This window comes from Nonomuraea sp. CA-141351, assembly GCF_050944675.1.
GTDB lineage: Bacteria > Actinomycetota > Actinomycetes > Streptosporangiales > Streptosporangiaceae > Nonomuraea.
Genome location: NZ_CP191982.1, coordinates 4,253,794 through 4,278,705, shown reverse-complemented (window position 1 = coordinate 4,278,705; position 24,912 = coordinate 4,253,794). Strand labels below are relative to the sequence as shown.

General features: G+C 70.4%; 26 protein-coding genes. 8 read left to right on the top strand and 18 right to left on the bottom strand.

Going from position 1 to position 24,912, the window contains the following annotated elements:
- Window positions 1-62 precede the first annotated feature (62 nt).
- Together ACQPWU_RS20265 and ACQPWU_RS20260 are read right to left on the bottom strand one after the other, a co-directional pair.
- On the bottom strand, window positions 63-1,421 hold the full coding sequence (locus tag ACQPWU_RS20265; protein WP_433442237.1) for a carotenoid oxygenase family protein: 1,359 nt from the start codon (window positions 1,419-1,421) through the stop codon (window positions 63-65).
- Window positions 1,418-2,071: a TetR/AcrR family transcriptional regulator gene (locus tag ACQPWU_RS20260; RefSeq protein WP_433442235.1), complete on the bottom strand. Its 654-nt coding sequence runs from the start codon at window positions 2,069-2,071 to the stop codon at window positions 1,418-1,420. The genes ACQPWU_RS20265 and ACQPWU_RS20260 overlap by 4 nt, the downstream gene beginning before the upstream one ends.
- A 77-nt stretch (window positions 2,072-2,148) precedes the next feature.
- On the opposite strand from ACQPWU_RS20260, the gene ACQPWU_RS20255 reads away from it, so the two are divergent.
- Together ACQPWU_RS20255 and ACQPWU_RS20250 are read left to right on the top strand one after the other, a co-directional pair.
- Entirely contained in the window at window positions 2,149-2,994 is an 846-nt protein-coding gene (locus ACQPWU_RS20255) for a glycosyltransferase family 2 protein (RefSeq protein ID WP_433442233.1), read from the top strand.
- Window positions 2,995-3,089: 95 nt separating this feature from the next.
- On the top strand, window positions 3,090-3,284 hold the full coding sequence (locus tag ACQPWU_RS20250; RefSeq protein ID WP_433442231.1) for a DUF2795 domain-containing protein: 195 nt from the start codon (window positions 3,090-3,092) through the stop codon (window positions 3,282-3,284).
- A 53-nt stretch (window positions 3,285-3,337) separates the two neighbouring features.
- On the opposite strand, the gene ACQPWU_RS20245 is transcribed toward ACQPWU_RS20250, so the two are convergent.
- The 10 genes from ACQPWU_RS20245 to ACQPWU_RS20200 all read right to left on the bottom strand — a co-directional run bounded on the left by ACQPWU_RS20245 (window position 3,338) and on the right by ACQPWU_RS20200 (window position 14,246).
- Window positions 3,338-4,486, bottom strand: coding sequence for an NAD(P)/FAD-dependent oxidoreductase (locus ACQPWU_RS20245; protein ID WP_433442229.1), 1,149 nt, complete (start codon window positions 4,484-4,486; stop codon window positions 3,338-3,340).
- A gap of 361 nt (window positions 4,487-4,847) precedes the next feature.
- On the bottom strand, window positions 4,848-5,936 hold the full coding sequence (locus ACQPWU_RS20240; protein WP_433442227.1) for a prephenate dehydrogenase: 1,089 nt from the start codon (window positions 5,934-5,936) through the stop codon (window positions 4,848-4,850).
- 74 nt (window positions 5,937-6,010) lie between these two features.
- Window positions 6,011-6,370, bottom strand: a complete 360-nt coding sequence (aroH, locus tag ACQPWU_RS20235) for a chorismate mutase (RefSeq protein ID WP_433442225.1) — start codon at window positions 6,368-6,370, stop codon at window positions 6,011-6,013.
- A 69-nt stretch (window positions 6,371-6,439) separates the two neighbouring features.
- Complete coding sequence (locus ACQPWU_RS20230; RefSeq protein WP_433442223.1) at window positions 6,440-8,206, bottom strand: pseudouridine synthase; 1,767 nt, start codon at window positions 8,204-8,206, stop codon at window positions 6,440-6,442.
- Entirely contained in the window at window positions 8,203-8,796 is a 594-nt protein-coding gene (gene scpB / locus ACQPWU_RS20225; RefSeq protein ID WP_433445250.1) for an SMC-Scp complex subunit ScpB, read from the bottom strand. The genes ACQPWU_RS20230 and scpB overlap by 4 nt, the downstream gene beginning before the upstream one ends.
- 394 nt (window positions 8,797-9,190) lie before the next feature.
- Entirely contained in the window at window positions 9,191-10,006 is an 816-nt protein-coding gene (locus tag ACQPWU_RS20220) for a segregation and condensation protein A (protein ID WP_433442221.1), read from the bottom strand.
- Window positions 10,003-10,944 carry a ParA family protein gene (locus tag ACQPWU_RS20215; RefSeq protein ID WP_360709635.1) on the bottom strand — a complete coding sequence of 314 codons (942 nt, stop codon included), beginning with the start codon at window positions 10,942-10,944 and terminating at the stop codon, window positions 10,003-10,005. Before ACQPWU_RS20215 ends, ACQPWU_RS20220 begins: the two co-directional genes overlap by 4 nt.
- A gap of 117 nt (window positions 10,945-11,061) precedes the next feature.
- Entirely contained in the window at window positions 11,062-11,967 is a 906-nt protein-coding gene (xerD, locus tag ACQPWU_RS20210) for a site-specific tyrosine recombinase XerD (RefSeq protein ID WP_433442219.1), read from the bottom strand.
- A 15-nt stretch (window positions 11,968-11,982) separates the two neighbouring features.
- Window positions 11,983-12,585 (bottom strand): NUDIX domain-containing protein, encoded by a 603-nt coding sequence (locus tag ACQPWU_RS20205; protein WP_433442217.1) that lies wholly within the window; start codon window positions 12,583-12,585, stop codon window positions 11,983-11,985.
- Window positions 12,582-14,246, bottom strand: a complete 1,665-nt coding sequence (locus ACQPWU_RS20200; RefSeq protein WP_360710576.1) for a CTP synthase — start codon at window positions 14,244-14,246, stop codon at window positions 12,582-12,584. Before ACQPWU_RS20200 ends, ACQPWU_RS20205 begins: the two co-directional genes overlap by 4 nt.
- 131 nt (window positions 14,247-14,377) lie before the next feature.
- On the opposite strand from ACQPWU_RS20200, the gene ACQPWU_RS20195 reads away from it, so the two are divergent.
- Both ACQPWU_RS20195 and ACQPWU_RS20190 read left to right on the top strand, forming a co-directional pair.
- Entirely contained in the window at window positions 14,378-15,019 is a 642-nt protein-coding gene (locus tag ACQPWU_RS20195; RefSeq protein WP_433442215.1) for an acyltransferase, read from the top strand.
- Window positions 15,020-15,521: 502 nt separating this feature from the next.
- Window positions 15,522-16,652 carry an NAD(P)H-dependent flavin oxidoreductase gene (locus ACQPWU_RS20190; RefSeq protein ID WP_360710579.1) on the top strand — a complete coding sequence of 377 codons (1,131 nt, stop codon included), beginning with the start codon at window positions 15,522-15,524 and terminating at the stop codon, window positions 16,650-16,652.
- 150 nt (window positions 16,653-16,802) lie between these two features.
- Here the strand turns inward: ACQPWU_RS20190 and ACQPWU_RS20185 are convergent, their stop codons facing one another.
- Both ACQPWU_RS20185 and ACQPWU_RS20180 read right to left on the bottom strand, forming a co-directional pair.
- Complete coding sequence (locus tag ACQPWU_RS20185) at window positions 16,803-17,978, bottom strand: pyridoxal phosphate-dependent aminotransferase (protein WP_433442212.1); 1,176 nt, start codon at window positions 17,976-17,978, stop codon at window positions 16,803-16,805.
- A gap of 224 nt (window positions 17,979-18,202) precedes the next feature.
- The gene (locus tag ACQPWU_RS20180) at window positions 18,203-19,090 is read right to left on the bottom strand and encodes a LysR family transcriptional regulator (RefSeq protein WP_433442210.1); all 888 of its coding nucleotides are present in this window, start codon (window positions 19,088-19,090) and stop codon (window positions 18,203-18,205) included.
- A gap of 70 nt (window positions 19,091-19,160) precedes the next feature.
- Here ACQPWU_RS20180 and ACQPWU_RS20175 point away from each other — a divergent pair, with 70 nt between their 5' ends.
- Window positions 19,161-19,469 (top strand): YciI family protein, encoded by a 309-nt coding sequence (locus tag ACQPWU_RS20175; RefSeq protein WP_433442208.1) that lies wholly within the window; start codon window positions 19,161-19,163, stop codon window positions 19,467-19,469.
- Window positions 19,470-19,701: 232 nt separating this feature from the next.
- Here ACQPWU_RS20175 and ACQPWU_RS20170 read toward each other — a convergent pair whose 3' ends face one another.
- Window positions 19,702-20,061: a winged helix-turn-helix transcriptional regulator gene (locus ACQPWU_RS20170; RefSeq protein ID WP_433442206.1), complete on the bottom strand. Its 360-nt coding sequence runs from the start codon at window positions 20,059-20,061 to the stop codon at window positions 19,702-19,704.
- A gap of 112 nt (window positions 20,062-20,173) precedes the next feature.
- Between ACQPWU_RS20170 and ACQPWU_RS20165 the strand changes: the two genes are divergently transcribed.
- Window positions 20,174-21,139, top strand: a complete 966-nt coding sequence (locus ACQPWU_RS20165) for an NADP-dependent oxidoreductase (protein ID WP_433442204.1) — start codon at window positions 20,174-20,176, stop codon at window positions 21,137-21,139.
- Here the strand turns inward: ACQPWU_RS20165 and ACQPWU_RS20160 are convergent.
- Together ACQPWU_RS20160 and ACQPWU_RS20155 are read right to left on the bottom strand one after the other, a co-directional pair.
- Window positions 21,124-21,735 carry a TIGR00730 family Rossman fold protein gene (locus ACQPWU_RS20160; RefSeq protein ID WP_433442202.1) on the bottom strand — a complete coding sequence of 204 codons (612 nt, stop codon included), beginning with the start codon at window positions 21,733-21,735 and terminating at the stop codon, window positions 21,124-21,126. The two genes, ACQPWU_RS20165 and ACQPWU_RS20160, sit on opposite strands and share 16 nt — an antisense overlap.
- A gap of 29 nt (window positions 21,736-21,764) precedes the next feature.
- Complete coding sequence (locus ACQPWU_RS20155) at window positions 21,765-22,508, bottom strand: SDR family oxidoreductase (RefSeq protein WP_433442200.1); 744 nt, start codon at window positions 22,506-22,508, stop codon at window positions 21,765-21,767.
- Between the two features lie 162 nt (window positions 22,509-22,670).
- Here ACQPWU_RS20155 and nadE point away from each other — a divergent pair, with 162 nt between their 5' ends.
- Window positions 22,671-23,501 (top strand): ammonia-dependent NAD(+) synthetase, encoded by an 831-nt coding sequence (gene nadE, locus ACQPWU_RS20150; protein ID WP_433442198.1) that lies wholly within the window; start codon window positions 22,671-22,673, stop codon window positions 23,499-23,501.
- 64 nt (window positions 23,502-23,565) lie between these two features.
- Here the strand turns inward: nadE and ACQPWU_RS20145 are convergent, their stop codons facing one another.
- Entirely contained in the window at window positions 23,566-24,171 is a 606-nt protein-coding gene (locus ACQPWU_RS20145; RefSeq protein ID WP_433442196.1) for a helix-turn-helix domain-containing protein, read from the bottom strand.
- Between the two features lie 46 nt (window positions 24,172-24,217).
- On the opposite strand from ACQPWU_RS20145, the gene ACQPWU_RS20140 reads away from it, so the two are divergent.
- On the top strand, window positions 24,218-24,739 hold the full coding sequence (locus ACQPWU_RS20140; RefSeq protein WP_433442194.1) for an N-acetyltransferase family protein: 522 nt from the start codon (window positions 24,218-24,220) through the stop codon (window positions 24,737-24,739).
- Window positions 24,740-24,912: the final 173 nt, after the last annotated feature.

Below are 24,912 nucleotides of genomic sequence, written 5' to 3'. Positions count from 1 at the left end.
GGACCGGCTCGGATGCGTTCGATCCCGTCACCGCATCACCAAGAGAGAGTACCGTGTCCGGCTCAATCGGCGATCCAGCTCCCGTGGAAGCCGAGCGGCACCCTGGCGGGCAGGTGCACGGTGGCGACCGGCTCGCCGGTGAAGTCCTGCGCCGACAGGATCATCAGGTCGGCCGCTCCGCGGGCGGGGTTGTTGACGAAGGAGAGCACGTACCCGTCGTCCTCGGCCTCTCCGGAGGCCACGAACACCGGCTCGCCCACGTACGCGCCGCGCCCGAACTGCCGCGGCTCCTGTGTCCCCCGCTCCAGGTCGTGCTTGATGAGGGTGTTCTCGAACGCCTCGTCGGGCAGGTCCTCCAGCTCGGTGTCGCCCGGCGTGAGCACGCCGTCGAGGTCGCCGCCGACCGCGGTGTAGCCGTAGCGGTACGGCCGGCCGGTACGGCGCTCATCCATGCGCGGGAACTCCTGCGACCTGTCATCCAGCCGCGTCTCGCGGACCTTGCCGCCGGCCGGGTCGATCCGCCACCGGTCGAGCGTCGGCAGGCCGCCCTGGTCGAGCCGGCTGTCCACGAACCGCTTGGGGTGGCGGACCACGTCCACGACGACCTCGTCGCCGTCGTCGTAGGCGTTCAGCGTGTGGAAGACCCAGCACGGGTCCACCTCCACCCACCGCAGGTCGCCGCTCCGGCGCGACATGAGCCCGATCCGGGCGCCGTGGGCGTCGTTCCAGGCGTACGGCAGCGGAGATCCCTTCTGCGCGTGGTCCATGCTGAACGTGACCGGCAGGTCGTAGATCACCACGTACCGCTCGGTGAGGGCGAAGTCGTGCAGCATCGGGGCGTCGGCGATCGGGATGTTCCTGACCTGCGTGACCGTGCCCTCGGGGTCGATCACGATGTGCTGGTGGTGGTCCCAGCCGAAGAAGTAGGCCAGCGCGTGCAGCTCGCCGGTGGCCGGGTCGAGGTGGGTGTGCGCGGCGTACCCGCCGGGCAGGCCGCCGTCGAAGTCGCACGCGCCGATGGTGTCGAGCTCGTAGCTCAGCTCGTACGGCAACGCCCCCGCCTCGACGGTCGCGAACGTGCGCCCAGCCAGCCCGATGACGTGGGTGTTGGCGGCGAAGTCCATGCCCGCGTGCACGGGCCCGGGCCTGGGCGGCTCGCCGAGCCGTGCGGCGACGTCGGCGCTGCGTACCCAGCGGTTGCGGTACCACTCGGCGCGGCCGTCGCGCAGCCGCACGCCGTGCACCATGCCCTCGCCGACGAACAGGTGGCTCGCCCTCGGGTCGTCGAGGCCGAACGGGTTGGGCCCGTTACGCAGGTAGCGGCCGTTGAGCTCGGCCGGGATCTGTCCGGTGACCTCCAGGTCGAAGGCGGTGATCTCGTCGCTCACGGGAGCGAATCCGCCGGTGTACGGGGTGGTCATGGTGCGTTCCTCTCGTCGTGGGCCAGGAAGGGGGTGAGCACCGAGTCGTAGAGCAGCCGGTAGCGTCGCGCCGCCGTGGGTTCGTCGAAATGGCCGAGGATCTCCAGGCTTACGGCGCCGTGGACCGCCATCCAGAGCACGTCGGCGATCTCCACGGCCTCTCCCCCGCGCAGCGCGCCCGCCTCCAGGCACTTCCCGACGCCCCGCACGAGCAGGCCGAACGTGCGCCTGGCGGCCCCCACGGCCTCGTCACCCGGCTTGAACCCGGCCATGGCCCCCAGGAACATGACCCGGTAGTAGTCGGGCTCGGCCAGCGCGTAGGCACGGTAGGCGTCCAGGCCTCTGCGCAGCGAGGTCAGGGGATCGTCGCCGTCGTCGAGCTCCTCGAGCAGCCGCCGCTCGAACCTCGCGAACCCCTCCAGCCAGAGCGCCTCGCTGAGCCCGTCCTTGCCGCCGAAGAGCGTGTAGATCACCTTGGTCGAGCAGCCGACCTCGCCGGCGATCCGCCGCACGGTCAGCGCCGCCGGCCCCTCGGTGACGAGCAGGCGGGTGGCGGCGTCGAGGATCGCGGCCCTGACGACGTGCTGCCCCTCCTGCTGGGCCTGCTGGTACGCGGTGGTCACGGTAACGCCGTTTCTGATCGGTAACACTGTTACCCACCTTTTCTACGCTCACCCCGGAAGCACGTCAAGGACTAAGAACGGACGTCGCGGTTAGTGGGCCCCATGTGAGCGATGCGAGAGTCACCGTGGTGGTGGCCAGCAAGGACCGGCTGCGGGCACTGACACGTACGCTCCCCCTGCACCCGCGCCCGGTGATCCTGGTCGACAACGGCTCGACCGACGGGACCGCCGGATTCGTACGGCGCCACTTCCCGGACGTCCATCTGGTCGAGGCGGGCACGAACCTGGGCGCGCCCGCCCGCAACGTCGGCGTCCGGATGGCCGAGACCCCCTACGTGGCCTTCGCCGACGACGACTCCTGGTGGGCTCCGGGAGCGCTGGAGCGGGCCGCCGACGTGCTGGACGCCCATCCGCGGCTGGCCGTCCTGGGCGCGCGCGTGCTGGTGGGCCCCGAGGAGCGGCTGGACGCGGTCTCGGCGCAGATGCGCGACTCACCGCTCGGCGTGGAGCCGGACCTGCCGGGGCCGAGCGTGCTGGGGTTCCTGGCGTGCGGGGCGGTGGTGCGCAGGGAGGCGTTCCTGGAGGCGGGCGGGTTCGACGACGTGATCTTCTTCTTCGGCGAGGAGGAGCGGCTGGCCGTGGACCTGGCCGCGCGGGGGTGGGGGCTGGCGTACGTGGACGATGTGGTGGCCCATCACCACCCCTCGCCGGCCAGGGACCCGCGCGGCCGGCAGGTGCTGGCCGCCCGCAACGCCGTGCTGACCGCGGTGCTGCGCCGCCCGTGGCGGGTGGTGGCGCGGCGGTCGTTCGACGCCCTGCGGGGCGGGCCCGCGGGCTGGGAGGGGCTGCGTAGCGCCGTGCCGAGGCTGCCGCGGGCGCTGGCCGAGCGGCGGGAGCTGCCGCTCGCGGTGGAGGCGGCGCGGCGGAGGCTGGAGCGGTCCGGTGGCTGATCCGCGTACCGGCGCACCGTGTGAGCTTGGCGACATTTCAGGCAAATTCCCGCCGCAGGACGTTACGTCCCGTGAGCAGAGGGCAGCAGAGAGTTATGAAAACAACAATTAACCCGATCGAGCTGCAGAAGCACCTCGGTGGCGTCGACTACCCGGCCAACAAGCAGGATCTGATCCGGGCGGCCCGCGAGCACAACGCGAGCCAGGAGATCATCAAGGCCCTGGAGACCATTCCCGACCGTGACTACGACGGCCCGAACGCCGTCAGTGCGGCGGTCACCAAGCGCTGATCGTGGGGAGCGCGCGGGGCGGGGCCGGACGCGGCCCCGCCCCGCCGTGCTGTTCAGGCGGGCCCGGCGCTCAGCGCGAGCGCCCAGACCGGCGCCAGCCCGCGCTTGAGCAGCTTGAACGTGGGCATCGGGCTGCTGCTCACGACCTCCTTGTACGTGACCGCCGCGCGTCCCTTGAGGTACCCCCTGCGCGGGCTGTCGTCCGGCCGGGTGAACTGGATGACCGCGTCGTTCCTGCCCAGGGAGATGGGCTGGTGTATGTATCCGAACCTGAAGCCCCTGGGGGTCTTGCCGCGCAGGGTGGCGGCGAGCGAGTCGGCCGCGTGCAGGCCGGTGGGGATGCCGCCCTGGCAGGTGCCGTGCAGCACGCCGAACCGTTGGCTGACCGCGGCGGCGTCGCCGACGGCGTACACGTCGGGGTGGGACACCGAGCGAAGCGCGAAGTCCACCACGATCCGGCCGCGGGCGTCGACCGTCAGCCCGGACTCGGCCGCCGCCGGCAGGCCCCTGGTGCCGGTGGTCCAGAGCGTCGCGTCGGAGTGGACCAGCTCGCCCCCGGCCAGCTCGACACCGTCCGGCAGTACTTTGGTGATGTCCACGCCGGTGCGCACTTCGACGCCCAGCCGCCGCAGCGCCGCGTCCAGGTAGGCACGGGCCCGCTCGCCCATCATGGAGCCGGGCCGCCCCCTGGTCAGCAGGACGACGCGCAGGTGGGGGCGGGCCTCGGCGATCTCCGCGGCCGACTCGACCCCGGTCAGCCCGCCGCCGGCCACCACCACGGTGCCACTCTCGAGCGTGTCGAGGTGTTCCGCGAACCGTACGGTGCCCGCGTAGTCGTCGTAGACGTGGGCGTGCTCGGCGACGCCGGGCACCGAGGTGTCCGTGACGGTGCCGAGCGCGTAGATCAGCTTGTCGTAGCCGAGCACGCGCCCGTCCTCCAGGCGTGCCTCACGGCGCTCGACGTCCAGCCCGGCCACGCGGCCCTGGACGAACTCGATGCCGGTGCCCGCGACCACCTCGTCCAGCGGGTAGTCGGCCAGCCGCTGCCCGGCGGCCGTCTGGTGCAGCCTGAGGCGCTCGGTGAACCTGGATGAGGCGTTCACCAGCCGCACCCGTCCGCCCGTGCGGCGGGTCCTGACGGCGACCCTGATGGCCGCCGCGACGCCGGTGTAGCCCGCTCCCAGTACGAGAATGTCGGTCATTTTCCTTACCTCCTCGGTTCGTGGCTGAAGACGTATCGAGGAGGCGCGGATGTGACATCGGGCTAATCGGCGGCGGGCGTTGTTCGTGACGTCGACGTAGTGGGCCGGCAGCGTCATCGTCTTGGTGTCCACGATGAACTGCTCCTTGAGCACCGGTCCCTTCCGCTCGGAGACCGGCAGGGCGACCTTCTGCCCGGACCGGTTCAGCGGGTCCTAGGCCCTTGGTGGTCCTGGCGTCCTCGGCGGCCGCGTCGATCCACGCGCGCCCTGAGGGCCTCGGGATCGGCGTTCTGCTTTCACACGGGTCACGGCATCGCGCGCTCGCACCGCGGCGCGACAGCGAAGCTGCCGGAGGGAGGCCCTAGGGGACCTGCCAGCCGCGCTCGCGCAGGGCGTCGATGAGCGTGGGCACCGCGTCGGGCTGCACCGACAGCTCGGCGATGCCCAGGGGCAGCCCGGGGGCGTGCTCCAGGCGCACGTCCTCGACGTTGACCCCGACCTCGTCGCACACCTGGAAGAGGCGGGCGAGCTGACCGGGGCGGTCGCCGATGACGACCTGGACGACGGAGTAGGAGGAGGCCGGGCCGCCGTGCTTGCCGGGGATGCGGTCGTGGCCCGCGACGCCGCGCTTGAGCAGCTGGGTGATCTCCCCGGTGGCGGTGCCGTCGCCCTCGGCCAGCGCGCGCAGGGCGCCGGCGGCCTCGGCCAGGTCGGCGGCGACGGCCTCGAGCACCTCGGCGACCGGGGCGGCGTTGCCGGACAGGATGCCGAGCCAGAGCCCGGGGTCGCTGCCCGCGATCCTGGTGACGTCGCGTACGCCCTGGCCGGCCAGCCCGAGCGCGACGTCGGCGGCGTCGGCCAGCCGGGCGGCCACGGCGGAGGCGGCGACGTGGGGCGCGTGGGAGACGACGGCGACCGCGCGGTCGTGGTCGGTCGCGCTCACCTCGACGGCGTTGGCCCCGCACAGCTCGATCAGCCGCAGGACGGCCGCCTTCGCCTCGGGGCCGGACTCCTCGGTGGGGCACAGCGCCCACGGCCGGCCCAGGAACAGGTCTGCCCTGGCCGCCCCCGGACCCGACTTCTCACGGCCGGCGAGAGGGTGGGAGGCCACGTAGGAGGCCAGGTCGCAGCCGAGCTGCGCGGCCCGATCAAGGGGCTCGACCTTCACGCTGGCGACGTCGGTGTAGAACCTGGCGGCGCCGATCCGCTGCAGCTCCAGCAGCTCGGTCGCCACGTGGGCGGGAGGAACGGCGATGACCGCCAGATCCACCTGCTCGGAAGGCCCCTCGCCCGGCTGCCACTCCTCGCCGGCACCGAGCTCCCGTGCCAGCCGTACGGCGCCCTGGTCACGGTCGGCGAGCAGCACGCGTACGCCGCGCTTGCGCAGCGCCAGGGCCGCGGAAGTGCCGATGAGACCGGTGCCGACGACGAGCACGGTACGAAGTTCCATCTCGATGTCCTGATTTATCCGGCTATTGGAGGGTGTTGGAGTATTAGGTGTTTCGTGGTGCGCTTTCCAGGTGCTTACTGCGCGATATCCTGCCGCAACGCCACCGCGCCACGCAGGTAAACGTGCTGAATCTCGGACCGCGGGCGGTCGGTCTCGACGTGGGCCATGAGGCGCACCACGCGGGGCAGCGCGCCCGGCACGGCGATCTCGGTGCAGCAGATCAGCGGCACCTCGTGAAATCCCAGCTTACGCGCCGCGAGCGCCGGGAACTCGGCCGTCAGGTCGGGCGTGGCCGTGAACAGCACGCTGATCACGTCGTCCGTGGTCAGCTGATTACGCGCCATGAGCGCGTTGACCAGCTCGGTCGTGCCCGCGATGATCGAGTCGCGGTCGTCGGCGTCCACCTGGATCGCCCCACGGATCGCGCGCACCATGTGGTTCGTCCCCTTCTATAGCGGGAGAGCCCGTGCGGAGATTCGCACGGGCTCCTGCGTTCAGCCAGATTACAGCTTCACGGCAGCGTAAAGTTCGCCGACCTCCGTCAAGGTCAGCGCTCTGACCGTCCCGGGCTTGGTACGGCCCAGCTTCACCGGACCGAACTCGATCCTGGCCAGGTCGATCACCCGGTGTCCCGCCTCCTCCAGCATGCGCCTCACGACGTGCTTGCGGCCCTCGTGCAGGACGACCTCGACCAGCGCCTGCTGGCCATGCTCCTGCACGATGGCGAAGGAGTCGGCCCTGACGAGACCGTCCTCCAGCTCGATGCCCTGCTTGAGCCTGCGCCCCAGGTCCCGCGGGATCGGGCCCGGCACCTTGGCCCAGTACTTCTTCTGCACGCCGTAGCTGGGGTGCGTCAGCCTGTTGGCCAGCTCGCCGTCGTTGGTGAGCAGCAGCAGTCCCTCGGTCTCGGTGTCGAGCCTGCCCACGTGGAACAGCCTCGGCGCCAGCTCCTCGACGAAGTCGGCCAGGCACGGCCGACCCTGCGGGTCGTTCATGGTGGAGACGACGCCGATGGGCTTGTTCAGGGCGTAGTAGACGAGGTCGGGAGCGGTGGGGATGCGCTTGCCGTCCACGTGGATGACCTGCGTCGCCGGGTCGACCTTGGCGCCGAACCGCCGTACGACCTGGCCGTTCACGGTGACCCTGCCCTCGCCGATCATCTCCTCGCACGCCCTGCGGCTGGCCACGCCCGCCTGGGCGAGCACCTTCTGCAGCCGCACCCCGTTGGGGACCTCGGTGGTGTCGCGCTCGTCGGTGTAGCCCTCGGGGTAGAGGTCGCGGTCGCGGATGGGCTGGCGCGCGGCCTTCACACGGTCGCGCTGGGGGCTGCCGCTTCCGATGGTCTGTACGTCGTCGCGCCGGGACGGACGCGGGGCCCGCTCGGTCCGGGCGTCGGTGTCGCGCTTGCCGTACCTGGAGCGAGTGGAGGCCGGGGCGGCGCCTTCCCTGCGCCCGCTCCGATCGGCCCGGAACCCGCCGCGCTCCTCACGCCGCCCGGCACCGGAATCACCGCGCTCGTCACGACGCCCGGCACCGTAACCGCCGCGCTCCTCGCGACGCCCGGCACCGTAACCGCCACGCTCGTCACGGCGGCCGGCACCGTAACCGCCACGCTCCTCGCGACGCCCGGCACCGTAACCGCCACGCTCCTCGCGACGTCCGGCGCCGTAGCCGCCGCCACGCTCATTGCCGGACTCGTCACGCCGCCCGGCAGAGTAGCCTCCGCCGCGCTCGTCACGACGCCCGGCACCGTAGCCACCGCGCTCGTCACGCCGCCCGGCACCGTAACCGCCACGCTCCTCACGACGCCCAGCACCGTAACCGCCACCGCCGCGCCCGTCCTCGCGGCGCTCGGTGCGGTATCCGCCTCGGTCGTCGCGGGGCCGCTCGTAGGACTCGCGCTGGCGCTCGTCGCGCCCGTAACGGCCCTCACGGTCGCCGTAACGGCTCCCACGGTCGTCACGCGGGGCCTCGCGGTCGTCGCGCCGGTACCCCTGATCGCGCTGGCCGCGCGAGGACCTCTCCTCACGGGCACCGGAGCCGTACCGGGCACGCGACCCACTCCGGTCGGCGCGAAGGGAATCACCGGAACCGCCGCGGAAGTCGTCGCGCCGGCCCCCACCGCGGGAGTCGCCGCGGGCGTCGTTGGAACGGGAACCCGAACCGGAGTCGGAACGGAAGGCGGGACGTCCGCCGCGGCCCTGACTCGAGCCGCCGGTACGTCCGCGACCGCGTCCATCACCGGACGGGGTGCTTCGCCTGTTGATCACTTTGTTGTCTCCTCGAGGTTTTCCACGTCGTCGGGGAGGAAGGGCGCGAGCTCGGGGAGCTCGCTGAGGTCCCGCAGTCCCAGACGTTCAAGGAAGTATGAGCTTGTCCGGTAGAGCACTGCCTGGCTCTCCGGGTCGGTGCCGGCCTCCTCGACCAGCCCTCTCGCGACGAGCGTCCGCATGACGCCGTCGCTGTTGACGCCGCGCACCGCGGCTACGCGAGCCCGGCTCACCGGTTGCCGGTATGCCACGACCGCGAGTGTTTCCAGTGCGGCCTGGGTCAGCCGCGACTGCTGGCCGTCGCGTACGAACCGCTCGACCAGAGCCGCGCAGTCGGCCCGCGTGTAGAACCGCCAGCCACCCGCGACTTCCCGCAAGTCAAAACCCCGGCCGGCAGCGGTGTATTCCGCCGCCAGCCCCCGCAACGCCGCGGCGACTTCGTGGGTGGGCCGCTCCAGCACCTGAGCCAGAGTCACCTCGGCGACGGGTTCGTCAACCACCAGCAGGATAGCCTCCAGCGCCGCCTCCAGCGCCGGCCCCTCCCCGGGCTCCGGGGCGTCCACGTCCTCGGACGCGCGCGTCGCGCCGATTTCCGCCGCGCCACGACCCGCCGATCCGGCGCCCGGGGGACCCGGCGCATGGGCGGCATCGGAGGCACTCCCCGCCGGAGCCGCCTCCGACACATCCACGTCCTCCGACGCGCGTGCTGCGCCGAGCTCCGCCGGAGCGACGGCGGAAGCATCCACGGCCGGGCCGGCGCCCACGCTCGACTCCGCCGCACCACTGTCCACGGAGCCGGTGTCCGACGCCGGGGTGGGCGTCTCGCCGGAAGACGGCGAGACGTCATCCAACGGTGCGTCGTCCTCAGCCGCCTCATCCTCCACAGCCGGGGCGGAGGGCTGGGCGAGGGAGCCCGGGAGGCTCATCCAGGCGGGCAGCGGCGGATCAGAATCAGGGGATCGGCGAGGGGTGGGCAGTGGGTTGTCAGTCATTGCGTGGTTTCTCCGCGGATTCCTCGTAATCGTCGCCCACCGCGACGTCGCCGTCGTCAGCGCCGGTCCAGGTTACGTGCAAGTCCCCCAACGCCTCGACTTGCTCGAACGTCACCGCCGACTCACGGAAGAGCTCCAGCACGGCCAGGAACCGGGCGATGACCTCGAAGGTCCCCTCGCAGTCGGCCACGAGCGCGCGGAAGGTGGCGCGCCGGAGCCTGCGCAGGTGCATGACCAGGATGGCCGCCTGCTCCTTGACGCTCGCCAGCGGCTGGTAGATGTGCCCGACGCTGACGGTGGGCGGCAGCTTGGGGGTGAAGGCCTTGGCGGCGATCTTGGCGAGCTGCTCGGGCCCGATGCCCAGGATGAGCTCGGGCAGCAGGTTGGCGAACTGCGACTCCATCGGCACCGTGCGGGGAAAGCGCAGCGCCTCCTCCGCCATCCGCCCCGCGAAGAGCTTCGCCACCTCCTTGTACGCCTTGTACTGCAGCAACCGCGCGAACAGCAGGTCCCTGGCCTCCAGCAGCGCCAGGTCCTCCTCGTCCTCGACCTCGCCCGAAGGCAGCAGCCGGGCCGCCTTCAGGTCCAGCAGGGTTGCCGCGACCAGCAGGAAGTGGCTGGTCTGGTCGAGGTCCCACTCGGGCCCGCGCGAGCGGATGTAGGCGATGAACTCGTCCGTGACCTTGGAGAGCGAGACCTCGGTGATGTCCAGCTTGTGCTTGGCGATGAGGCCAAGGAGCAGGTCGAAGGGCCCTTCGAAGACGTCCAGGTGGACCTGGAACCCTTGAGGCTGCTCGGCTTCGGTCACCTGGCCATTGTGGCAGGCGCAGGCCAGCGCGAGAGCACTTCGCGGGCCAGCTCACGGTAGGCGTTCGCGCCGAGCGAGGACGGGTCGAAGGTGGTGATGGGCTCGCCGGCGACCGTCGCGTCCGGGAAGCGGACCGTACGGTTGATCACCGTGTGGAACACCTTGTCGCCGAACGCCTCCACCACGCGGGCCAGCACCTCGCGCCCGTGCAGGGTGCGGGCGTCGTACATGGTGGCCAGCAGTCCCTCGATCTCCAGGTCCTCGTTGAGCCGCTCCTGGACCTTGGAGATCGTGTCCATGAGCAGCGCCACGCCGCGCAGCGCGAAGAACTCGCACTCCAGCGGCACCATCACGCCGTGGGCGCACGTCAGCGCGTTGATCGTGAGCAGGCCCAGCGACGGCTGGCAGTCGATGAGACACACGTCGTAGTGCGGCAGCAGCGGCTTGATCACCCGGCCGAGCACCTGCTCACGGGCGACCTCGGTGACGAGCTGCACTTCGGCGGCCGACAGGTCGATGTTGCTGGGCAGCAGGTCGAGGCCCTCGACGCCGGTCTCCAGGAGCACGTCCTCGGCGGTGACGCCCCGCTCCATCAGCAGGTTGTAGACGGTCAGGTCGAGCTGGAGCGGGTTGATGCCCAGGCCGACCGAGAGCGCGCCCTGCGGGTCGAAGTCGACCAGCAGCACCTTGAGGCCACATTCGACGAGCGCGGCCCCCAGGTTGATGGTCGTCGTGGTCTTGCCGACGCCACCCTTCTGGTTGACCATCGCGACCACGCGCGCCGGGCCGTGCACCGAGGGCGGCACCGGCTCGGGGAACACGGGTCTGGGCCGCCGCGTGGGCCCCAGATTGACGCCGTTGGAAGGCGTGTTGGTCTTCGTGTCGCCCCAGGGGTTGTCGGGGGTCCCCGGGGTCGAACCCTTGGTCGTCACAGTCACCAGCTCGAACCTCCCTGACGATCCCGAACCGGACCGTCCGGACGGACACTATGGCGTCGCCACTTTATGCGGCAAGGCGGCACGCCGAGGGTGGCGCACGTCGCAAAAGACTATAGATCACTGCCGGGCACGCGGATGCGCGGCGGCATAGACCTCGCGGAGCTTGTCGACCGTGACCAGTGTGTAGACCTGTGTGGTCGTCACGGAGGCGTGGCCGAGCAGCTCCTGAACCACCCTAACGTCAGCGCCGCCGTCCAAGAGATGGGTTGCGAAGGAATGGCGAAGAACGTGGGGACTTATCCTGGCGAGTCCGGCACGTTCGGCGGCGGCCTGGAGCACCTCCCACGCTCCCTGCCTGGTCAGGCGGCCTCCCCTGGCGTTCAGGAACACGGCGGGAGTGCCGCGTCCGTGCGCGAGCAGCCCTGGACGGGCCCGTACGAGGTAGGCGTCGAGCGCGGAGCGGGCGTAGCGGCCCAAGGGCACGACGCGTGTGCGGCCGCCCTTGCCGCGCAGGCGCACCTGGTCGTCCTCGAGGTCGTCCACGGCCAGCCCCACGGCCTCGGAGATGCGGGCGCCGGTGCCGTACAGAACCTCGAGCAGGGCGCGGTTGCGCAGCGTTAGGGGCGCGCCGTCGGGGCCGGAGGCGGCGATGAGCCGCTCGACCTCGTCCACGGCGATGGCCTTGGGGAGCCTGCGGAGCTGGCGCGGCGGGCGTACCTCGTGGGCGGGGTCGTGGGCCGTGACGCCTTCGCGCAGGGCGAAGCGGTGCAGCCCGCGCACGGCGGAGACGGCGCGGGCCGCCGAACTGGCGACGAGCGCGGGGTGCTCGCCGTCGCCCTCACGCAGCGAGGCGAGGAAGGCCAGCACGTCGGCCTCCCCCACCTCGTCGAGCTTCAACCGGCCGCGCGCCTGCAGGTGTTGGACGTATCGCCGCAGGTCACGGCGGTAGGACGCGAGCGTGTTGGCAGCGAGGCCCCGCTCCACCGCCAGATGGGCGAGGTAGCTGGAGAGCACCGCCTCCACGAGCTGGTCCTTCCGTCACGCCTCAGGGGCGTCGGCGGGGCGCAACAGGGCGAACCCCTCAACCGAAGCCGCGTACGCGGCGAGGATACCGGCCACGGCCGGGGAATTGTGGATCATTCCCATGAGCGCCTTCTCGACCGCGTCCGGCAGCGGCACCCACTCCACCGGCATGTCGATTTCCTCATGCCGGTGGACGAAGTCGGTCTCGACCTTGGTCAGGTCGCGGGCGAGGAACACCCTGATCCGCTCGTCGCTCATGCCGGGCGAGGAGCACAGGTCGATGAGCGTGTGCCAGGTGTCGGCGCGGTAGCCGGCCTCCTCGGCGAGCTCGCGGGCTGCGCCGGCGACGAGCGATTCGCCTTCGACGTCGCGGAGCCCGGCGGGCAGCTCCCACATCAGCAGGCGGGTGGGGTGGCGGTACTGCCTGATCATCAGGACCCGGTCCTGGTCGTCGAGCGCGAGCACGGCGACCGCGCCCGGATGCACCACGTAGTCGCGGTCGGCGACCTCGTCGCGGGGCATCTTCACCGTGTCCGTGACCACCTTGATGACGTGGCCCCGGAACCGCTCCTTGGAGTCGACGACGTCCCAGGTCTCGGGCGTGTCTTCTATGTTCACTGGCCCACCTTCGCGCCGACCCGGGCGTCCGCGTACTCCAGGGCGGCGGTGATGAGGCCCTTGAACATCGGGTTGGCCCGCGTGGGGCGCGAGCGGAACTCGGGGTGCGCCTGGGTGCCGATGAAGAACGGGTGGATGTCGGAGGGCAGCTCGGTGTACTCGACCAGCCGGCCGTCGGGCGACAGGCCGGAGAAGACCAGGCCGACCTTCTCGAGCTGCTCGCGGTAGGCGTTGTTGACCTCGTAGCGGTGGCGGTGGCGCTCGTCGGCCTTGGCCTTGCCGGCGTACAGCTGCCTGGCCAGGGTGCCCTCGCCCAGCTTGGCGGTGTAGATGCCCAGCCGCATGGTGCCGCCCATGTCGCGCTCGCCGGCGACGACGTCCTCCTGGTCGGCCATGGTGGAGATGACCGGGTGCTTGGTGTCGGGGTCGAACTCGGCGGAGTTGGCGTCCTCGATGCCGGCCATGTTGCGGGCGGCCTCGATGACCATGCCCTGCATGCCGAGGCAGATGCCGAGCAGCGGGATCTTGCCCTCGCGGGCGTGGCGGATCGCGCCGATCTTGCCCTCGATGCCGCGCACGCCGAACCCACCGGGGATCAGCACGCCGTCCGCGCCGTCGAGCTCGCGCTCGGCGCCCTCGGGGGTCTCACAGTCGTCGCTCTTGACCCACCGGATGTTGACGCGCGCGTCGTTGGCGAACCCGCCGGCCCGCAGGGCCTCCGTGACCGAGAGGTACGCGTCCGGCAGGTCGATGTACTTGCCGACCAGGGCGATCGTGACCTCCTTCGCCGGCCGGTGCACCCGGCGCAGGAGCTGCTCCCACTCCTTCCAGTCGACGTCGCGGAACGGCAGGCCGAGCCGGCGCACCACGTACGCGTCGAGCCCTTCGGAGTGGAGCACCTTCGGGATGTCGTAGATCGAGGCCGCGTCCACGCAGGAGACGACGGCGTCCTCGTCCACGTCGCACATGAGGCTGATCTTGCGCTTTATCGCTATCTGCACGGGCCGGTCGGAGCGCAGCACGATCGCGTCCGGCTGGATACCGATGCTGCGCAGCGCCGCCACGCTGTGCTGGGTCGGCTTGGTCTTGAGCTCGCCCGAGGGGCCGATGTACGGAAGCAGCGACACGTGCAGGAAGAACACGTTGTCGCGCCCGACCTCGTGCCTGATCTGCCGCACGGCCTCCAGGAACGGCAGCGACTCGATGTCGCCGACCGTGCCCCCCACCTCGGTGATGACCACATCCACCTCAGGACCGGCCATGCCCCTGATCCGGTCCTTGATCTCATTCGTGATGTGCGGGATGACCTGGACGGTGTCACCCAGGTACTCGCCCCGCCGCTCCTTGGCGATGACATTGGAGTAAATCTGCCCGGTGGTCACATTGGCCGAGCCGTGCAGGTCGGTGTCGAGGAAACGCTCGTAGTGGCCGACGTCGAGGTCGGTCTCCGCGCCGTCGTCGGTGACGAACACCTCGCCGTGCTGGAACGGGTTCATGGTCCCTGGGTCGACATTCAGGTACGGGTCGAGCTTCTGCATGGTGACCCTGAGACCGCGTGCCTTGAGCAGGCGACCGAGGCTGGATGCCGTGAGCCCCTTGCCGAGACTGGAGGCGACACCGCCGGTGACGAACAGATGCTTGGTTTGCGATGCGCTGCGCAAAGGGGCTCCCGTGGCTCGAGGTGTGGTCGAACTGTCCACGGGCTCTCAGGATATCAAACAACGCCCCCGACATGCCCGAACGGTTAAACCTAGCGGTAACTTTGGTCCTTATGTCATTAGTACGGCGAGCAGTGGGCACGCTGGTTCACCGTGCCTACGGGGCGATCCGCCGCGCCGGCGCCATCACTCCGTTGAGTCCTGCGGGCTACCGATTCCGCCGGCTCGGCGACGGAGTCAGCATCGCCTTCCCCCCGGGCGCGATCTTCGGCGAGCAGTGGATCGAGATCGACGACCACACGCTCATCGGTGAGCGTGTGTCGATCTCGTGCGGCATGATGCCGGGTCCGGACCTCGGGCCCGACTCGATCCTCCGCATCGGCCGCGGCTGCTCGATCGGCCGCGGCTCGCACATCGTGGCCCACCAGTCGGTCGACATCGGCGAAGACGTCTTCACCGGTCCGTACGTGTACATCACCGACCAGAACCACGTCTACGACGACCCTGACGTCCCGATCGGGCGCCAGTGGCCCCGCAACAGCCCGGTCTCGATCGGCTCCGGCTCGTGGCTGGGGGCCGGCGCGATCATCCTCCCCGGCACGACGCTGGGACGCCAGTGCGTGGTGGCGGGCGGGGCGGTGGTCCGCGGCACGTTCCCGGACCACAGCGTGGTCGCCGGCGTCCCGGCCAAGGTGGTACGCGGCTACACGCCGGAGCTCGGCTGGCACAACCCTTCCCTCCCCATCCCCTTGAACCGCCGCGCCACCGCCTCCTGACCCCGCGTCCCCCACCGCACCTGCCCACCCGACCCACCGGCCCCACGCCGCCGTCCTGCGCCACCGGTCTTGCGCCTCCGGCCCACGCCGCCGTCCTGCACCACCGCCCTGCACCACCGGTCTTGCGCCGCCGGTCTCGCGCGGCCGTCCCTGCGCCTCCTGTCTCAGCGCTCGGCCGCCAGACGCCCAGGGACCCGCCCACCCCGCGCGGGCGACCACGATCCGGGCATCAGGACGCACACCGGGACAGCCACCCTCCCGCACCACACCCGGCGCCGGGTCGGCGAGAGGCACGACGGCACAGCCCGGCGCAACGCGCGCGGCAGCCAGGCGGCAATGGCAGCAATGGAGACATAGCGGGCGGGGCACCTGAACGGACCGCAGGCGCGCAGCACGAGCACGCGCAGGCCAAGGAGCAAGGCGTCGGGGGAGGCCGGACCCGGGCGAAGCGTGAACAACCGAGGGATAGACCGAACAAGCTTCTGCCGGATAGCGTCGAATCATGCGGACCGCCATCTGTGAGCGCCTGGGCATCGAGTTCCCGTTGTTCGCCTTCAGCCACTGCCGCGACGTGGTGGCCGCCGTCACGAACGCGGGCGGCTTCGGGGTGCTGGGCGCGATCGCGTACTCGCCCGAGCAGCTCGACACCGAGCTGACCTGGATCGACGGGCAGGTGGGCGGCCGGCCGTACGGCGTGGACGTGCTCGTGCCAGGCAAGCTCGACGCATCCGCGCTCGACCGGCAGGCGCACCTCATGGACTTCGTCCCCGACCGTCACCGAGACTTCGTCACCCACCTCCTGTCCAAGTACGGCGTGAGCGCCCCCGTTCAGCCGCTGACGGCGGTGGCGGACGAGATCGGCAGGCGGGTGACGGCGGCCGGGGCGACGGGGCTGATCGACGTGGCGCTCAAGCACCCGATCGGGCTCATCGCCAGCGCGCTGGGGCCGCCTCCGCCCGAGATGGTCGCCAAGGCCAGGGAGGCGGGCGTGCCGGTGGCCGCGCTGGTCGGCACGGTGGAGCACGCCCGCAGGCAGGTGGCGGCGGGCGCGGACCTCATCGTGGCGCAGGGCACCGAGGCGGGCGGGCACACCGGCGAGGTCTCCACGATGGTGCTGGTGCCGCAGGTCGTGGACGCGGTGGCCCCGATCCCCGTGCTGGCGGCGGGCGGGATCGCGTCGGGCCGGCAGATGGCGGCGGCCATGGCCCTCGGCGCGGAGGGGGTGTGGTGCGGCTCGGTCTGGCTGACCACGGAGGAGGCGGAGACCTCGCCTTCGGTCAAGCGCAAGCTGCTGGCCGCCTCGTCGCTGGACACGGTCCGGTCCACGTCCCGTACGGGCAAGCCGGCCCGGCAGCTCAAGTCGGCCTGGACGGAGGAGTGGGACTCCGGCCAGGAGAGCCCCGGTCCGCTGGGGATGCCGCTGCAGCTGCTGGTGGCCGAGGGCGCGATGGCCCGCATCGAGGCGGCGGCCGAGAAGGGCGATCCGGGTGCGCTGGAGCTGGTCAACTATTTCGTAGGCCAGGTGGTGGGCCAGCTCGACCAGGTCAAGCCGGCCCGCGAGGTGGTCTACGACATGATCAGCGAGTTCGGGGAGGCGGCGGAGCGGCTGCGGCGCCTGTCCGGCTCCGATTAGCTGAGAAGACGTAGAGGTACGGGTGGCGCGCCCGGACCTCGCCGGCGGCGGCCGCCCTGGCCAGGCGCCAGCGCGCCGTCGGCCAAAGTGCCTTGTGGCGGAGTGAAGCGGGCCTCGGGCAGCGGGGTCCGCACGCAGCCGCGCGGCGCATCACCGGAGGGTGGCCATGAATCCCTCAAGGCGGGCGATCCCTTCGCGGAGATCCTCCGTTGACGCGGCGTACGAGAGCCGGACGTGTGTCTCCGCGGTGTGCGTGCCGAAATCCCGGCCCGGGGTGAGGGCCACGTGCGCCTCGTGCAGCGCGCGCTCGCAGAACTGCCAGGAGGTGAGCCCCGTGCGGCTGACATCGAAGTACACGTAGAACGCGCCATCGGGTGGGACGGGCACCGGCAGCCCGATCCGCGCCAGCCCCTCGAGGACGAGCGCGCGCCGTTCGGCGAACTGGGCGCGGCGGGCCTCGCAGACCGCCAGGGAGCCGGGGGTGAAGCAGGCCAGGGCGGCCTGCTGGGCGGGGGCGGAGGCGCAGAGGAAGTAATTCTGGGCCAGGCGTTCCATGGCCGGCACCAGGGGCTCAGGGACGACGCACCATCCGAGTCGCCAGCCGGTCATGCCGAAGTACTTCGAGAAGCTGTTGATGACGATGGCGCCGGGATCGAGCGACAGCACGCTGCGCGGTGGCCGGCCCTGGTGGTCGGGGTCGCTCAGGTTGAGGTAGATCTCGTCGACCAGCCGCCACGCGTCCCGCTCGCGGGCGAGTGCGCAGATCGCGGCCAGTTCGCCGGCCGGAACGGAGGTGCCCGTCGGGTTCGACGGGGTGGCGACCATGATCCCGCGGGTCCTGTCCGTCCAGGCCGACTTCACCGATGCCGCATCCAACTGGAAACGGGTCTCGGCCGTGGCGGGGATGAGCGTGACGTCGGCGCCGAAGCTTTCGGCGATCTGCCGGTTGCAGGGGTACGACGGGTCTGCGATCAACACCTCGTCACCGGGGTTGACGAGTGCCGCGGTGGCCAGTACCAGGGCAGCCGAGGCTCCCGCGGTGACGATGACCCGGGACGGGTCGACCTCGACGTCGTGTTCGTCCAGGTAGAAGCGCGCGATCGCCTGCCTCAGCGACGGCAGGCCGAGCGCCGCGGTGTAGGGCATCGGCCTGCCGTCCATGGCCTCGCGCATCGCGTTCAGGACGGCCGGGGGCGCGCCGAAGTCCGGTTCGCCGAGGCTGAGCTTGATGACGTGGTGTCCCTGGGACTCCAGCGTCGCGGCGTGCTTGCCGAACTCCATCGCGTAGAACGGGGAGACGGCCTGCGCACGCTCCGAAATCCTCACGCCACGGCCTCCGATTCGCTCATCTCGTCTTCCTGTCGAGGCAGGGGTCGCGACGCCGGGTCGGGCCAGGCACGGCGACCAACGGAACCCTTGGGCATTTATGGGAGATTGTCCCTGTTTCTGCCTTTCAAGCTGCAAATTTTATACTTTGTGGCGCGGCAAATGATGCCGATCTTCCCCTTGTGTCGGCCATATCGTGCAAGAATCGGCCTCGATATTGCGCTCTACAGGTACGTTGTTGCGGCGTCACCCCCGGTGGAGAGTTGCCGGGCCCAGGCCGTACGGGCCGCGGCGGCCAGCACCAGCCGCTCATGTGGCGGACGGGGCCCGACCGGACGCCAGGTGAGCTCCGGGTCGCCGGTCGAACTGCTCCGCGTTCGCAGCGCCACCAGATCGTCCTGTCCGATGAGCGCATGGCGGAACAACGTGTGGCCGCCGTGCTCCTCCGTCACCGTCCCGGGCCTCCATCCGTGCTCGTCCAGGCGCGCGAGGACGGCGGCGGCATAGCCGCGGGCGCGCTTGGCGGGGAACCACAGCAGGCGCTGCCCTGCGAGCTGTGACCAGGTCAGCTCCGCGTGACGGGCGAGCGGATGCCGGCGGTGCAACACAACGCCCAGGGGCTCGTCGTTGACCGTGCGCAGCACGAGGCCCGCCTCGTCGACGGGGGTGCGCAGGATGCCGAAGGCCAGGTGACCGGCGCGCAGCAGAGCGCTCTGTTGTTGCGAGTCGACGGCCTCGTAGGTGATGCGCACCGGGTGGCCGCACGTGATGATCGCCTCCGCGCGGGCCAGGGTGGTCTCGGGCACACCGCGGCACACCCCTACCTGCGCCGTCGGGGGAAGGGCGCGCGCCGCCGCGATCGAGGCGTTCAGTTCGCCAAACGCCCGGTGGACGCCGTCCAGCAGCAACCGCCCCGCCTCCGTCGGCTCCATGCCCTGTGGCAGGCGCCGGAAGAGCGGCGTGCCGATGCGCCGTTCCAGGATGCGGATCTGCTGGCTGAGGCTGGGCTGGGCGATGCGCAGGCGGCGGGCGGCCTCGGTGACGGTGCCGGCCTCGGCGACCGCGGCGAAATAGCGCAACTGCCGGAGCTCGACCTCCGGTACGTCCTCCATGCCCCTCCTGTACCTATAGGTGCCAGCCTATGGGGGGATCGCGATCTGGTCTTGGCGCTGAAGGAGTGTCGTGCCGTTGACTGGGGTCATGTACGTCATCGTGATGCGATACCGGGCGCCGCTGGAGAAGATCGACACCCTTAAGGACGGGCATTACGCCAACCCCCATGGGCTGTTCTCGCAGGGAATGGTCCACCTCGCCGGGCCGTTGGACCCCCGTACCGGCGGGGTGATCATCGCCGACGGCGAGCGGCTGGCCATCGAGGCCGCTGTGGCCTGCGACCCGTTCGTCACCAGCCAGGCCGCTACCGCCGAGATCCTCCGGTTCCATCCGACCTGGATGGACGGAAAGCCTCTCGATCCGTCGTACGCGCCGTGAACCGGTGCCCGGGGCGGATGTTCGGGAGCGCGGACGATGCGAAATCGCGGGCACCGGGTCAGGGTGTCCCGCTCGGAAACACGGTTTCGTGGTGTGTACTGGGGTTCTGCCGCGCCGTTCCCGGTCACGCCTGCGACGATTCTGCGTTGGCATCGTGACCTCGTGGCGGGTAAATGGACCTTCACCGCCAGGCGGTGCCCGGGACGTTCTGAGGAGCCGCCCCACCGCCCTGTCAGGCGCGGATGGCGTCGGCGTGCTCCTCCACCCAATGACGCAGCGCCTCCAGGGGCACCGCGACGCTGCGCCCCAACTCGGTCAGGGCGTACTCGACGCGGACCGGGACTTCCGCGTACACCGTGCGCTCCACGAACCCGTACTCCTCCAGACGGCGCAGCGTGCTCGTCAGCACCTTGGGCGCGATGCGTTCAAGCCGCCGCCGCAAGTGCCCGTAGCGCTGGGGACCGTCGGCCAGGGCACCGATCGCCAGCGCCGACCACTTGTTGGCCAGCACCTCCAGGATGTCCCGGCACGGGCACTGCTCCATGTACACGTCGTGCTCGCGGTGCTTCCCCGTGCCGCAGGCCACGCTCACTGCTGCCTCCCAACGTCATAGCTCTCCAAAAGAGAGTTATGACCCTTGCGGGTGCGTACCGGATGGATCCTACGGTGAGCGGGCAGCACGCCACCAGCAGGAAGAGTGATCTATGACCGGCCCCCTCATGACCGCCATTGCCCAGAACGCTTACGGAGGTCCCGAAGTGCTCCGCCCGGTGGAAGTGGCCAGGCCCGAGCCGCTGCCCACCGAGGTGCTCGTCAAGGTCCACGCGGTCGGTCTCAACCCGATCGACTGGAACACCCGGGCCGGCCGCGGCCTGCCTGGCGTGTTGCGCCTGCCCATCGTGCTGGGCTGGGACATCGCGGGGGTCGTGGAGAAGCTGGGACCCGGCGTGCACACCCTACGGGTCGGCGACCGGGTCTTCGGTCTGCCCTGGTTCCCCAGGCAAGCCGGCGGGTGTGCCGAGTACGTCACCGCCCCCTCGCGGCAGTTCGTCCGCATCCCCGACAACCTCGACTTCGTCCAGGCCGCGGCCGTGCCGCTGGCGGCGCTCACCGCCTGGCAGTCGCTCCGGGACGCCGCCCGCCTGACTGCCGGGCAGCGCGTGCTGATCCACGCCGCCGCGGGCGGCGTCGGCCACCTCGCCGTCCAGTTCGCCCGCCACCTCGGCGCGTACGTCATCGGCACCGCGAGTGCCGCCAAGCATGACCTGGTACGCCGGTTGGGCGCGCACGAGGTCATCGACTATGCCTCGGTGGCCTTCGAGGACTCCGTCGAGCCGGTGGACGTGGTCCTCGACCTGGTGGGCTGGGCACGGCCGGACACGGGGCCGCGGTCCCTGCGGGTACTCAGGCCCGGCGGCGTCATCGTCACCGTGGCCCCCGGCCAGGCCCCCGAGCTGTCCCGTCTCGCGTACGAGCGGGGCGTGCGCGTGGCCGATTACCTCGTCGAACCCGACCACGCCGCGCTGAGCGAGATCGCGGCTCTGCTCCAGCAAGGCACCGTCCGGACCGTTGTCGACCGCACCTTCACGCTGTCCGACATCGCCGAGGCACACCGTGTCGGCGAACGGGGCCACACGGCCGGAAAGATTGTCCTTCAGGTCGCCGGCTGACCGGTCTTACCGGCGATCTGCCCGGCGGCCGGAAGCGGCGGCTGTTGATCGGGCTGAGCCTTGATGGCCAGCGCTTCCAGGGCGGCGGGCAGCTCTTGCTCCACGACGATGTCCCCCAGGGCGAGGGCGGACAGGAACCCGCTGGCGGCGATGGAGTCCAGGGCGTTCAGCAGGGGGCTCCAGAAGCCGCCTGCGTTCAGGAAGCCCACCGGTTTGCGGTGGAAGCGAAGCTGGCGCCAGGTCCACACCTCGAAGATCTCTTCGAGGGTTCCGAGCCCTCCGGGCAGGGCCAGGAAGGCATCGGCCTTCTCCGCCATGATCGCCTTGCGCTGGTGCATCGTCTCGCAGACGTGCAGCTCGGTGATGCCGTCGTGGGCCCACTCCCGATCGACCATGCTCCGCGGGATCACGCCGATCACCTCGCCGCCGGCCTCGCGGGCGCCGTCGGCCAGGGCCCCCATGAGCCCGGCGCGGCCGCCGCCGTACACCACGCCGATGCCCCTTGCGGCCAGCTCGCGGCCGACCTCGGCGGCCAGGTCGGAGAAGCCGGGGTCGGTGCCGGGGGACGATCCGGTGAAGATGGCGATGCGTTTCATATGTCTCCAGTGCCTCGCGGATCCGAGTCTCAAGATCGCCCGCTGCTGGGCGTTCTGCGGTCCCATGTCTGTTGGATGGCGGGGTAGATCGTGGCCAGGTCGGTGGGAACGGCTGTCTTGATCTGGCGGGTCCGCTCGTCGGCGAGCACCTCTTCAGCTCCGGCTTCGAGGGCGTCCAGCGTGGTGGTCGCGACGGTCTCGGGGCTGGCCTTGGTGTCTGTCACGCGGGCGGCCATGTCCGTGTCGATGTAACCGGAGTGCACGGCGACCACCTGTGTTCCCTGTCGGCGGAGCTCGACGCGGGCACCGTTGGTCAGCGCCCACGCGGCCGCCTTGGACGCCGCGTAGGAACCCATCGCCGGATTGGTGAAGAAGCTGGCGGCCGACAACACGTTGACCATCGCGCCGCCTCCGTTGCGGCGCAGGACCGGGGCGAAGGCGCGGCACATCGACAGCGTTCCGAAGTAGTTGACCTCCATCTCGGCGCGGCCCGCTTCCATCGAGGGCGCGGCCAGCAGCGGGCTGTCGGCCAGCACACCGGCGTTGTTGATCAGGAGCGTCACGTCCGCGCACCGCTCTGCCGCGTCCGCCACCTGGTCAGGGTCGGTGACATCCAGCCGGATCGGCACCACGCCGGCGTCGGTGACCGTGGCGGGATCACGGACACCCGCGTAGACACGTCGGGCTCCACGCTTCAGCAGCATGCGGGCGAACGCCGCGCCAAGGCCGCGATTGGCACCGGTCACCAGGGCGACACACTCGTCAATTCGCACGCCCGTCCTCCACGCATCTCATCCGTCCCCGGCAATCCTTCATATCTGACTCACATTCTGTCCAGTCTTGTCACAGTCAGATGGCGTTCGATAGGAATGCTATATGACAGAAGGACATTCACTGACGAGTCGGTCCGTGCGGAGCCTGCCCGAGGAGCAGCCGTGACCGAGTCGACCCCCACAGCCCTGCAGCGGGAGATCGCCCGAAATCTTCAGGTGGGCGCGGCCTTCGACGCAGAGCAAGAGATCGAACGCCGTGTGGCCTTCCTCGCCGACCAGCTGACCTCCACCGGCCGGCGCTCCTTGGTGCTGAGCATCAGCGGCGGTGTGGACTCCATGACCGCGGGCCGGCTGTGTCAACTCGCGGTCGAGCGAGTCCGTGCCACCGGCCGGGAGTCGACGTTCTACTCGATGCGGCTGCCGTACGGCGTCCAGGCCGATGAGCAGGATGCGCAACTGGCGCTGGAGTTCATCCGGCCCGACCAAGTGCTGACCGTCGATGTGCAGCCCGCCAGTGACGCCACGCTGGAGGGGATGCTGGCCGGCGGCGTGCTCTTCCGCGATGCGCGCCACCAGGACTTCGTGCTCGGCAACATCAAGGCCCGGCAGCGCATGATCGCTCAGTATGCGGTGGCCGGAGCACATGACGGCCTGGTCGTGGGCACCGATCACGCCGCCGAGGCGGTCTCCGGCTTCTTCACCAAGTTCGGCGACGGCGCGGCCGATGTGGTCCCCCTCACGGGCCTCACCAAGCGGCGCGTACGGGCCATCTCGCAGGCCCTCGGTGCGCCATCCGCGCTCGTTCACAAGATCCCGACCGCGGACCTGGAGACACTCGCCCCAGGCAGGCCCGACGAGGAGTCCCTCGGCGTCACCTACGACGACATCGACGATCTCCTGGAAGGCAAGCCGGTCGATGAGGCCGCCTTCGCCACCATCGTCCGCCTCTACCGGCTCACCGAGCACAAGCGACAGTTGCCGATCGCCCCCTGAGTCTCCTGTCACCACGGAATCCAGCACTACCGTGCCGCGTCCCGGCCCGGAACCGGCATCGGTCTCAGTCTCGGCTGGGCCTGGTGGTTTCCCGGATGCGGGGCTGGGCCGCGCGGGGACGCATGATGAGTGCGGCGACGTAGTACGTGCACGGCCCGGGGCCCGCGTTGGCGTAGACGTGGGTGACGTCCGCGGCGAAGTAGGCCGAGTCGCCCTCGTTCAGCTCAAGGGACCTATCACCGATGGACAGCCGGAGGACGCCGGACTCAACGACGATGTACTCGTGGGAGCCCGGTGCGTATGCCGGGAATCGGCCGGCGTCGCAGCCCGGCGGCAGGGTCGTACGGATCCACTCGAAATTTACCCCCGGCACCACAGGTGAGACGATCGTCCGCCGCCACCCGCCAGGCTCGTCGATGCCGTCCTGTTCGGCGGCGCGGCGCACGATCACCCGATGGTCCTCGGGCTGAGCGATGAGATCGACGAGAGCCACCCCGAGTCCGTCCGCGATGCGGGCGAGAACCACGATCGTGGGCACCTTGTGCCCGCGCTCGACCGAGGACAGCATGCTCACGCTCACATCGGACGCTTCGGCCAGCTGCTGCAGGGTCAGCATCCGGTCGTGCCGCAACGACTGAATGCGCCTGCCCAGTGCCACCAGATCCAGCATTCCTCTATAATAGCATTAGGTTTCGCTATAGAGAAATGAGGATGTCGTGACAGCCTCCGAGGCGATCATCCGCTCCGCACTTCCCGCAGATCTCAAGGACGTGGCCGAGATCTTCGCGTACTACGTCACCTCCACCGTGATCACCTTCGAGCAGACCCCGCCACTGGTCGCCGACTGGCAGCAGCGGCTCGACCACTTCACTGCCGAAGGGTTGCCGTTCCTGGTCGCCGAACGATGCGGCGAGGTGGTCGGGTACGCCTACGCCGGCCCGTGGCGTCCCAAGCCGGCCTACCGCTACACGGTGGAGAACTCGATCTACCTAGCCCCTGACGTGACCGGCAGGGGTCTGGGGAGCGCTCTGCTCGGCGTCCTGATAAACCGGTGCACGATGGCGGACCTTCGCCAGATGATCGCCGTCATCGCCGACAGCGGAAGCCACGCCTCGGTCGCGCTGCATGAGCATTTCGGCTTCACTCATGCCGGCCGGCTGATCGGCGTCGGTCACAAGCACGGCCGCTCGATCGACACGGTGCTCATGCAGCGAACACTGACCCCGGGCCAGGGCTGATGAGCCTGCGAGCGCAAGGCCCCGTGGCGCCCGGGCCGGTGTCCCAGCACGATCGGGCCGCCGAGTTGCTGGTGGGCGGCATCGAGCAGGCGGGCGTAGTCGGCCTCGCGGAAACCCTTGCTCGCCGCGGCCACCGTGATACAGCAGCATGCGTGGCATTGAGCTTCAGCGTC